The organism is Streptomyces sp. CNZ287 (genome assembly GCF_007827615.1).
In genome coordinates this window covers 79,130-89,404 of the sequence record NZ_VISV01000011.1, presented here as the reverse complement: position 1 = coordinate 89,404, position 10,275 = coordinate 79,130, and the positions used below count along the sequence as shown (strand labels likewise).

Genomic DNA, 10,275 nt, shown 5'->3' with positions numbered 1-10,275 from the left:
TCACCGGCCCGTCCCGCCGGTCTCCGTACCGTCCGCACCCGCACCGTCCGCGCCCGCCCCGCCCGCGGCGACCGCCGCGTGCGCCTCCGGCGCGATGTGCTGCGTACCGATGCGCTTGCGGAACACCCAGTACGTCCACCCCTGGTACATCAGCACCACCGGTGTCGCGATCCCCGCGCACCACGTCATGATCTTCAACGTGTACGGCGTCGACGAGGCGTTCTCCGCCGTCAGACTCCACGCCGGGTTCAGACTCGACGGCATCACGTCCGGGTACAGAGCCAGGAACAGCGTCGCGACCGTGGCCACGATCGTCACCCCGGAGTAGAGGAACGACCAGCCCTCCCGGCCCGCCGCCACCGTGCCGATCGCGCAGAAGAGCGCCGCCACCGCCACGATCAGCGTCACCAGGCTCCGCCCGTCGCCGGTGTCCGCCTGGAGCCACAGCAGGAACCCGAGCGCCAGCGCGGCCGTCGCCGTGCCGAGGACGGCGGCCAGCCGGCGCGCCCGCATCCGGATGTCGCCGACGGTCTTCAGCGCCGTGAACACCGCGCCGTGGAAGGTGAAGAGGAAGAGGGTGACCAGCCCGCCGAGCAGCGCGAACGGGTTGAGCAGGTCGAAGACGTCGCCCACGTACTCCTTGTCGGGGCCGATCTGCACCCCGCGCACGATGTTGGCGAACGCCACGCCCCACAGGAACGCGGGCAGCAGGGAGGCCCAGAAGATGGCGAGTTCCCAGTTGCGCTGCCAGTGCTCCTCGGGGCGCTTGGCCCGGTACTCGAAGGCCACGCCGCGGACGATGAGGCAGACGAGGATGAGGAGCAGGGGCAGGTAGAAGCCGGAGAAGAGGGTGGCGTACCAGTCGGGGAAGGCGGCGAAGGTGGCGCCGCCCGCGGTGAGCAGCCAGACCTCGTTGCCGTCCCAGACGGGGCCGATGGTGTTGATGAGCACGCGCCGCTCGGCGCGGTCGCGGGCCAGCACCCGGGTGAGGACGCCGACGCCGAAGTCGAAGCCCTCCAGGAAGAAGTAGCCGGTCCACAGGACGGCGATCAGGACGAACCAGACGACGTGCAGTTCCATGGTGTGATCCCCTCTCCCTCAGTACGAGAAGGCCATGGGCCGGTCGGAGTCCTCGCGGTCGTGGCCGCCGATCTTCGTCGGCGGGTTGCGGTCGGACTCGGTGAGTTCGGGCGGCCCCGCCTTCACGTACTTGATCATCAGCTTGGCCTCGATGACGGCGAGGGCCGCGTACAGGAGCGTGTAGACGCTGAGCGAGGTGATGACCTCGCCCTGCGAGACGCCGGGGGAGACGGCGGAGGAGGTGGGCAGGACGCCGTAGACGACCCAGGGCTGGCGGCCCGTCTCGGTGAAGATCCAGCCCCATGCGTTGGCGACGAGCGGGAAGAGGAGGGTGTAGAAGGCGAGCCGCCAGTACCAGCCGCCGAGGCGCGCGCCCAGTTCGCGGTCCTTGGTGAGGGCGAGTCGGGGGACCTCGTCCGCGCCGGTACGGAGCCGGTCGGCGAGCCAGAAGCGGCGGCGGGTGAGCCAGAGCCCGAGCATGCCGAGGCCGAGGGAGGACATCCCGAAGCCGATCATCCAGCGGAAGCTCCAGTACGCGACGGGGATGTTGGGCCGGTAGTCGCCGAGCCCGAACTTGTCGTCGTACTTCTCCTTGAGCTCCTCGTTGGTGGGGTTGATGCCGGGGACCTCGTCGGAGAAGTTGTCGTGGGCGAGGAACGACAGCACGCCGGGGACCTCTATGGCGACCCTGTTGTGGCCCTTGTCGACGTCGCCGATGGCGAAGAGCGAGAAGGGCGCGGGCGCCTCGGTCTCCCACAGGGCCTCGGCGGACGCCATCTTCATCGGCTGCTGGTCGTACATGATCTTGCCGAGCCGGTCGCCGGTGAACGCGGTCAGCAGCCCGGCGACGACCATCGTCATCAGGCCCAGCCGCAACGAGCTGCGCATGACGGCGACGTGCCGGCCGCGCATGAGGTGGTACGCGGCGATGCCGACGACGAACGCGCCGCCGGTGAGGAAGGCCGCGGTGATGGTGTGGGAGAACTGCGCGACGGCGGTGTTCTGGGTGAGCACGCGCCAGAAGTCGGTCAGCTCGGCGCGGCCGGACTCCTCGTTTATCCGGTAGCCGACGGGGTGCTGCATCCAGGAGTTGGCGGCGAGGATGAAGTAGGCGGAGAGCACGGTGCCGACCGCGACCATCCAGATGCAGGCGAGGTGGATCTTCTGCGGCAGCCGGTCCCAGCCGAAGATCCAGAGGCCGATGAAGGTGGACTCGAAGAAGAAGGCGATGAGGGCTTCGAAGGCGAGGGGGGCGCCGAAGACGTCGCCGACGAAGCGGGAGTAGTCGGACCAGTTCATGCCGAACTGGAACTCCTGCAGGATGCCGGTCACCACGCCCATGGCGATGTTGATGAGGAAGAGCTTGCCCCAGAACTTCGTCGCCCTGAGGTACTTCTCGTCGCCGGTGCGTACCCAGGCTGTCTGCAGTCCGGCGACGAGGGCGGAGAGGGAGATCGTCAGGGGGACGAAGAGGAAGTGGTAGACGGTGGTGATGCCGAACTGCCAGCGCGCCAGGGTCTCCGGGGCGAGTGCCAGATCCACGAGGTCTCCTCTCCGCGATCACGGGCGCGGCTCTGACCGATGATCCATGCGCCTGTCGGCCGGGTGGGGCCGTGGCGGCATGGCATACAGGGGTAAACCTCTGCGAACAGCGCCGCTCGTGAATGCGTTCACATTCACAAGGCCCAGTGTGGCACAGCGGTTCCCCGGCCCTTCAGGGGGGTCCCCTACGTCTTGTTTCGGCAGGTCTAGGGGGTGATGGGGGGAGAGTCCGAGAGCGGTGCCCGCACGGGAGAGCGGCGCTCACCAGTGCGAGCACCGCTCCGGCCCCGCCCGGCCGGCCGCCGCCGGCCCCCGCTTACAGCTCCTTCCGGAACTCCTCCGCCACCGCCAGCAGGATGTCGTTCGCCTCACGTTCGCCCACCGACGCCCGGACCCCGTCGCCCGCGAACGGCCGGACCACCGCGCCCGCCGCCTCGCACGCCGCCGCGAAGTCCATGCTCCGCTCCCCCAGCCGCAGCCAGACGAAGTTCGCGTGCGTCTCCGGCACCGTCCAGCCCTGCGCCAGCAGCCCCTCCCGCACCCGCGTGCGCTCCCCGACCAGCGACTCCACCCGCTCCAGCAGCGCGTCCTCGCTCCGCAGCGACGCGATCGCCGCCTCCTGCGCGATCTGGCTCACCCCGAACGGCACCGCCGTCTTCCGCAGCGCCGCCGCCACCGGCTCGTGCGCCACCGCGAAGCCGACCCGCAGGCCCGCCAGCCCGTACGCCTTGCTGAAGGTGCGCAGCACGCACACGTTCGGCCGGTCCCGGTAGACCTCCAGCCCGTCCGGGATGCCCCCGTCCACGCCGTCGTCCCGGACGAACTGGCAGTACGCCTCGTCCAGCACCACCAGCACGTCCTCCGGCACCCGGTCGAGGAACCGCTCCAGCTCCCCGCGGCGCACCGCCGTGCCCGTCGGGTTGTTCGGCGTGCAGACGAAGATCAGCCGGGTGGCGTCCGTCACCGCGTCCGCCATCGCGTCCAGGTCGTGCCGCTCCTCCGCCGTCAGCGGCACCCGCACCGACCGCGCGCCGGAGATCTGCGTGATGATCGGGTACGCCTCGAACGACCGCCAGGCGTAGATCACCTCGTCCCCGGGCCCGGCCGTCGCCTGCAGCAATTGCTGTGCCACCCCCACGGAACCTGTGCCGGTGGCGATGTGCCCGGGCGGCACGCCGAGGCGTTCGGCGAGCTCCGCGGTGAGCGCGGCGCACGCCATGTCGGGGTAGCGGTTGAAGTTCCCGGCCGCCGCGACCGCCGCCGCCAGCACGCCGGGCAGCGGCGGGTAGGGGTTCTCGTTCGAGGAGAGCTTGTACGCCGCCGCCCCCGGCCCCGCACCCGCCGCCGGCTTCCCCGGCTTGTACGTCGGAATGCCCGCCAGCGCGGCCCGCAGCCTGGGCGTCGCAGCAGCCCCGGCAGCCTCCGGGGTCTCAGCGGCCTCAGCGGCCCCAGCGGCCCTGGGAGTCTTGTCTTTCGTCACCGCGGTCCTCCTCGACCGAGCCCGTACCCTGCCGTTACGCGCCGTTCCCGCCGGCCCGTTCCGCCTGCCGCGGACGGGGCCGCACCCGCAGGGGGCGCATCCACCCTGGCGCGCACGGGTGGCGGACGCCATGGCGCGCATCACCCGTGAAGGTGACTGAGACCTCTTCGAGACCTTCGTGCCATGGCAGGTGCCACCCAGCTTGCGCCATGGACCGATGGCCGACAATGGTGCAACCACTTGGCATTCCATGGTCGTTTGACCGTTGCGCTCCTGCAGAATCGTGCCTGTCAGTTACGGTTCGGATTCTCCCGCAATCGAGCCATCCGAGCCCTACTATCAGCTCGCGATGACAAGCCTGCCTGACTACACGGCTTGCACGGGGGACCACGTACGTGCTTGAAGAAAGAAGGCGCATGACCGGCTCGATTCAACCGCAAGTGAGCCGGCCGCCCAGCCGTAAGCTGGCGCGGGCGGGCATCCGGGATGTCGCCGCCGCCGCGGGCGTCTCGATCACCACCGTCTCCGACGCGCTGAACGGGAAGGGCCGGCTGCCGGAAGCGACCCGCCGGCACGTCCGCGAGGTGGCAGACCGCCTCGGCTACCGGCCGTCGGCAGCCGCCCGCGCGCTGCGCACCGGCAAGTCCGGACTCATCGGCTTAACGGTGACGACCTACGGGGAAGAGCCGTTCACCTTCACGGAGTTCGCGTACTTCGCCGAGATGGCCCGCGCCGCGACCTCGGCCGCCCTCGCCCGCGGGTACGCGCTGGTGATCCTCCCCGCGACCTCGCGGCACGACGTGTGGTCCAACGTGGCCCTCGACGGCACCGTGGTCATCGATCCGGCCGAGGGCGACCCCGTCGTCAGCGAGATCGTCCGGCAGGGCATCCCCGTCGTCAGCGACGGCCGCCCCGGCGGCTCCCTGCCCGTCACCGCCTGGGTCGACAACGACCACCAGGCCGCCGTCCTCGACCTGCTCGACCACCTCGCCGACGCCGGCGCCCGCCGCATCGGACTGCTCACCGGCACCAGCACGGACACCTACACCCGGCTGTCCACCACCGCGTACCTCACCTGGTGCGAGCGCGTCGGACAGGACCCGGTGTACGAGTCCTACCCCGCCCACGACCCCCGCGCGGGCGCCGTCGCCGCCGACCGGCTGCTCGCCCGCCCGGACCGCCCGGACGCCGTCTACGGCCTCTTCGACCCCAACGGCACCGACCTCCTCGCCGCCACCCGCCGCTACGGCCTGCGGGTGCCCGACGACCTGATGCTCGTCTGCTGCAGCGAGTCCCCGGGCTACGCCTCCACCGACCCGCCCATCACCACGCTCTCGCTCAAGCCGCGCCGCATCGGCACGGCGGTCGTCCAGCTCCTGATCGACGCCATCGAGGGAGTCGACGCGGGCCGGCCCATCGAGCAGGTCATACCGACGGATCTGATCGTGCGGGCGTCCTCGCAGCGCCGCCCGCCGCGTACGGTCGTCAGCGCCCCGCGCCGCCCGGCGTAGCGGAGTCCTCCGGCCGTACGACCCGGCTCACGCCCGGCTCGTACGGCCACCCGCACCCCCGCCGCCGGACCCCGCCGTATGCCCCCTCGGGCACCGCGACACACCCCGGGCGATGCCCCGCCGCGCCCGCCCGGCACGGACCCGCCCGCACCCGCGCCGTACGGCGACTCATGATCCCGGTGGCCCCACCCCGCCCTCACTCGCGCCGGTCGTGCCCCGTTTGCCCGGTTCTGGTGGTCCGGCGGGCGCCGTCTTCCGCAGCCGGAGCCAATTGGCGGCCCCTGGTACCGCACAAGGCGGGACAGGCATTTCTATGATGGGCGCACGCACACCGCGGATCTCCTCCACCAGCACGGGGGAGTGGCACCTGGTCCCATGGCGGCCGGGTCGTGTCCCGGTGGCAGAACGGCTAGGCGGTGGAGGGGTTCGATGCAACAGGGGGCCGGTCAGACGCCGGGGCTGCGGACCACGGCTGGGGTGCCCGCCGGGGCGGCGCCTCCCGTCCCCGCGGCCCCGGCCGCCGGTGACGCCTTCGGGCACGCCGACGACGGGTACACCCCGACCCAGGCCGACCTGCCGGTGATCAGGCGCGGCGAGAGCGGCGGCTACGGCCCGCTGTACGTCGTCGGCGACGTCCACGGCTATCTCGACGAGCTGCGCGCCGCCCTGCGCGCCCAGGGCATCGTCGACGAGGCCGACCGCTGGATCGCCGGGAACACCCGCGTCTGGTTCCTCGGCGACTTCACCGACCGCGGCCCCGACGGCATCGGCGTCATCGACCTCGTCATGCGGCTGTCCGCCGAGGCGGCGGCCGCCGGCGGCTACTGCAAGGCGCTCATGGGCAACCACGAGCTGCTGCTGCTCGGCGCCAAGCGCTTCGGCGACACGCCGGTCAACTCCGGCGCCGGCACCGCCTCCTTCCAGGCCGCCTGGCTCCTCAACGGCGGTCAGCGCACCGACATGGAGCGGCTGGAGGACGTCCACCTGCAGTGGATGGCGCGGCTCGACGCCATCCACGAGGAGGACGACCACCTCCTGGTGCACTCCGACACCACCGCGTACCTCGACTACGGCGACTCCATCGAGGGCGTGAACGACACCATCCACGACATCCTCGCCCGCTCGGAGGCGGACGAGGTATGGGATCTCTTCCGCAAGTTCACCAAGCGTTTCGCCTTCCGTGACGAGGAGACGGGACCCTCGGCGGTACGGGAACTGCTGGGCCGGTACGGCGGCGAACGGCTGGTGCACGGGCACAGCCCGATCCCGTATCTGCTCGGGGAAGTGCCCAGCGAGGACACCGATCCCGAGGAGCGCGGCGCCTCCGTACAGGGGCCGCACATCTACGCGGACGACCTGGCCATCGCCATGGACGGGGGGGTCACCATGGCCGGAAAACTGCTTGTCGTGCGACTTCCGCTGGTCGGGCGGTAGCGCGCGCCCGCCTGGCGTGCTCTAATACGGAACCTCCTTTTCTGAAAAGACACTTATCCGCCATACGCGAAGCGCTCTACCATCGGTAATAGGCTCTGCCGCCCAGGGCCTAGCGCCGCAGGCACGCTCCGTCCCCGTTTGCCTTGTTGCCTGCCCATCCGGGGGAGCACAAGCACATGACCCGTGCGTCGCATCTGCTGACCGAGGACCGCCCGGAGTTCGAGCGGCTCCTCGATACCGCGCTGCACAACGCCGAGTTCACGGTCGGCGCCGGCGGCGGACGGCCGCTCAACCCCGAGCAGCTCCGCACCCGGGCCCTCGGCGCCACGGCCGAGATTTCCGCGACCGCGTCGGCCGAATACGAGCGGTATGTAGGGCTGCGCACGGAGTTGCGCCGGCCCTCGGCGGGCGGCGGGACGCTGGGCGGCCCTGACGGTATCCGTTTCTCCGGCGCGCGGGGCGGCGCCCAGGGCGACAACTCCAGTGCGGGGGTGGCCGCCGCGGCGGCCGTGCTGGTGCCGGTGCTGGCCGGTACGGCGGCGGTGATCTTCCTTCTCGTCGGCTATCTGCTGCACTTGATGAACCCCGAGCCGTCCGTGGCCTCCTCGATGCGCCAGGCGGGCTGGATCTTCGCGATCCTCGCGGCCGCCGCCATCGTCATCTCGATGGTCGCGCTGCTGCTGACGGCGGTGCGCAACGGCTCGACGTCCATCAGGGCGGCGGCCAGCCGGGACCTGACCGAGCAGGTCGACCGCGCCCGCGAGGAGTGGCGCGCGGCGCTCCTCGAACGCGGCATCCAGCCCTTCATCGAGCAGGCCCTCGCCGGCGGCACCGAGGGCGGCGGCCCGGACGCGGGACCCGAGGGCGGCGGCGCCGGGGGCGGCGGGGCGTACCCCGCGGTGCGTACCGACCCGACCGCCACCCGCACCCCGCGGCTGGGCTACTCGCGCCCGGCGTTCTCCAGCCCCGACGACGGCCAGTCGAAGGACGGACCGAGCTATTCGAGCCCCGACTTCACCAGCCCCGACTACGGCGGCCCGGAGCACGACCCGGACTGACCCCGCGGTGCCGCGCCGCGTCACGGCACGGGGTGTGGCGCAAGTAATCGTTTGTCCGCGGGTGTGCGCACGTCCTAGCCTCACGCCATGTCCCGGCTGCACATCTTCGACATGGACGGCACCCTGCTGCACGGCTCCTCCGCGAACATCGAGCTGGCGCGGCAACTGGGCCTGGTCGCGGAGTTCCAGGCGCTGGACGCGGCGTTCGTCTCCGGCGAGATCGACACATACGACTACGCCGAGAACGCCCACGGCATGTGGAGCAGCCTCACGCCCGAGATCCTGGGCCGGGCGTTCGCGGGCGCGCCGTGGCTCGCGGGGATCCGCGAGGTGTGGGCGGACATCACCGCCCGCGGGGAGCACTGCGCGGTCATCTCCCTGGCGCCCGGCTTCTTCGTCGAACGCCTGCTGGAGTGGGGGGTGCACGCGGCGCACGGGTCGCGGTTCCCGGCGCTGCCGTTCCGCGAGCCCGTCGACATGGCGGGCATCCTCGGGCCGCCCGACAAGGTGCGGATCGCGGATCTGCTCTGCGCGGAGTACGGGCTGACGCGGGCGGACTGCGTGGCGTACGGGGACTCCATGTCGGACACCGACCTCTTCGCGGTGGTGCCCCGGTCGGTCGCCGTCAACGCCGACCACCATGTGAGCGGCCTCGCCTCGCACGCGTACAGCGGCCGGGACCTGCGGGAGGCGTACGCGCTGACCCTCACCGGCGGGTGAGGGGCCGCTAGCCGAAGTCGTCGGCGAGGACGGCGAGGACGCCCTCGATGTTCGTGCGCAGATAGGCGCGCAGGCTGGGCGGAACGACGTCGACGGAGTCGACGCCTTCGCGGGTGAAGGGGATGCGCACCGTCTCGTACTCGCCGCAGGGCTCGTCGACTTCGGGGCCGTGGCGCCGGGCCGGATCCATGGACGCCAGCCGGCAGGCGAAGAAGTGCTGGACCTTCACCCCGCGCCCGTCCTCCGGGACGGTGTCGACGAAGACGGGGACGACTCCGGTGACGCGGGCGCCCAGCTCCTCGTCGACCTCGCGGTGCAGCGCGGCGACGACGGAGGCGTCCGCGGGCTCGACGCCGCCGCCGGGAGTGATCCAGTAGGGCTCGCGGCCCGGCTTGGTGCGCTTGATGAGCAGCATCTCGTCGCCGTCCAGGAGGACGGCGCGGGCGGTGCGCTTGACCACCGGCCGGTGGGACACGGTCATGGGATGTATGTGGCACGCGGGGCGGTGGTCGAAACCCGCGGCCGGCGGAGGAATGCGGCGGAGCGGTGCGTACGGTGGGAACACCCCCGTCCCCGCCGCGCCGGGCGCGCGCGGGGCGCGGGGGCGTCGACGGGACGGGCGGTGATCCGGCGGTGGGGCGCCTGGGCGGTCACCGCCGCTTGTCGTCGTCGCCGGGGGCCGGCTCGTCCTTGCCGAAGACCCGGTGCGTGGTGCCGCTCTGGTCGGTGCCGGGTTTGCTCTCGTGCGCGGTGCCGCCGGTGATGTCGCTGTGCGTGGTGCGGCCGGGGTCGGGCGAGGGGGACGTACGGGACGTGCCGCCGGACGCGCCGGACTTGCCGCCCTGCATGCCGGACGAAGCCGAAGTGCCGGACGTGTCGCCGGACATGCCGCGCTTGTCGCCGTGCCTGCCGTGCTTGTCCCCGTGCCTGCCGTGCTTGTCCCCGTGTTTGGGGTGCTCGCCGCCGCGCATCTCCTCGCCGGACTTGTCCATCTGGCCGGCGTCCTTGCCGTGGCCGCGGGCGTGCCCGTGGGTGTCGTGCTCCATGCCGTACTCGCGGCGCGTGCCCGTCGTCTGGGCGGCGCGGTCGGAGACGTCGCCGCGGCGCTGGCTCGTGCCGGACTTCTTCGCGAGACCGGCGAGGCCGAGCAGGCCGGCCAGACCCAGCAGGCCCCAGTTGCTCGCGCTGTCGCCCTTCGGGCCGCGCGGACCCTGCTCCTGCTGGACCGTGGTCTGGGGGTTGTCCGCCGGGGTGGCGGCGGGCTGCGCGCTCGCGCCGGTCAGGGGAGCCAGGGCGACGACCCCGGCCGCTCCCAGTGCTGCGGCGATCTTACGCATGGTGTGATCTCCCTTGAGAGCTGTGCCGACGGGCGTCTCGACGCGGCTCCCGACCCGCGTGCCCGCGGCTCCCCCACACACCATGAACACATGCCCTACCGATTTACGCGAGT

General features: G+C 71.8%; 9 protein-coding genes. 4 read left to right on the top strand and 5 right to left on the bottom strand.

Going from position 1 to position 10,275, the window contains the following annotated elements; genetic code table 11:
- The 3 genes from cydB to hisC form a co-directional block, all read right to left on the bottom strand.
- The gene (gene cydB, locus FB457_RS20555) at positions 1–1,080 is read right to left on the bottom strand and encodes a cytochrome d ubiquinol oxidase subunit II (protein WP_145782753.1); all 1,080 of its coding nucleotides are present in this window, start codon (positions 1,078–1,080) and stop codon (positions 1–3) included.
- A gap of 18 nt (positions 1,081–1,098) precedes the next feature.
- Positions 1,099–2,622, bottom strand: coding sequence for a cytochrome ubiquinol oxidase subunit I (locus tag FB457_RS20550; RefSeq protein ID WP_145782751.1), 1,524 nt, complete (start codon positions 2,620–2,622; stop codon positions 1,099–1,101).
- 316 nt (positions 2,623–2,938) lie between these two features.
- Positions 2,939–4,015 carry a histidinol-phosphate transaminase gene (gene hisC, locus FB457_RS20545; RefSeq protein ID WP_047020111.1) on the bottom strand — a complete coding sequence of 359 codons (1,077 nt, stop codon included), beginning with the start codon at positions 4,013–4,015 and terminating at the stop codon, positions 2,939–2,941.
- A 503-nt stretch (positions 4,016–4,518) separates the two neighbouring features.
- On the opposite strand from hisC, the gene FB457_RS20540 reads away from it, so the two are divergent.
- The 4 genes from FB457_RS20540 (at position 4,519) to FB457_RS20525 (ending at position 8,825) form a co-directional block, all read left to right on the top strand.
- Complete coding sequence (locus FB457_RS20540) at positions 4,519–5,613, top strand: LacI family DNA-binding transcriptional regulator (protein WP_047016765.1); 1,095 nt, start codon at positions 4,519–4,521, stop codon at positions 5,611–5,613.
- Positions 5,614–6,042: 429 nt separating this feature from the next.
- On the top strand, positions 6,043–7,047 hold the full coding sequence (locus FB457_RS20535) for a metallophosphoesterase (RefSeq protein WP_047016764.1): 1,005 nt from the start codon (positions 6,043–6,045) through the stop codon (positions 7,045–7,047).
- 176 nt (positions 7,048–7,223) lie between these two features.
- A complete protein-coding gene (locus FB457_RS20530) occupies positions 7,224–8,105 on the top strand; it encodes a hypothetical protein (protein WP_047016763.1) in 882 nt (293 codons plus the stop codon).
- A gap of 87 nt (positions 8,106–8,192) precedes the next feature.
- Positions 8,193–8,825: an HAD family hydrolase gene (locus FB457_RS20525; protein ID WP_047016762.1), complete on the top strand. Its 633-nt coding sequence runs from the start codon at positions 8,193–8,195 to the stop codon at positions 8,823–8,825.
- Between the two features lie 7 nt (positions 8,826–8,832).
- On the opposite strand, the gene FB457_RS20520 is transcribed toward FB457_RS20525, so the two are convergent.
- Positions 8,833–9,306, bottom strand: coding sequence for an NUDIX hydrolase (locus FB457_RS20520; RefSeq protein ID WP_047016761.1), 474 nt, complete (start codon positions 9,304–9,306; stop codon positions 8,833–8,835).
- 169 nt (positions 9,307–9,475) lie between these two features.
- A complete protein-coding gene (locus FB457_RS20515; protein WP_145782749.1) occupies positions 9,476–10,162 on the bottom strand; it encodes a WGxxGxxG family protein in 687 nt (228 codons plus the stop codon).
- Between the last annotated feature and the right edge of the window lie 113 nt (positions 10,163–10,275).

Coding starts and splice junctions, on each gene's coding strand:
- FB457_RS20515 (WP_145782749.1), bottom strand. CDS start 10,162: ATGCGTAAGATCGCCGCAGCACTGGGAGCGGCCGGGGTCGTCGCCCTG.
- FB457_RS20525 (WP_047016762.1), top strand. CDS start 8,193: ATGTCCCGGCTGCACATCTTCGACATGGACGGCACCCTGCTGCACGGC.
- FB457_RS20530 (WP_047016763.1), top strand. CDS start 7,224: ATGACCCGTGCGTCGCATCTGCTGACCGAGGACCGCCCGGAGTTCGAG.
- FB457_RS20520 (WP_047016761.1), bottom strand. CDS start 9,306: ATGACCGTGTCCCACCGGCCGGTGGTCAAGCGCACCGCCCGCGCCGTC.
- FB457_RS20540 (WP_047016765.1), top strand. CDS start 4,519: ATGACCGGCTCGATTCAACCGCAAGTGAGCCGGCCGCCCAGCCGTAAG.
- cydB (WP_145782753.1), bottom strand. CDS start 1,080: ATGGAACTGCACGTCGTCTGGTTCGTCCTGATCGCCGTCCTGTGGACC.
- FB457_RS20535 (WP_047016764.1), top strand. CDS start 6,043: ATGCAACAGGGGGCCGGTCAGACGCCGGGGCTGCGGACCACGGCTGGG.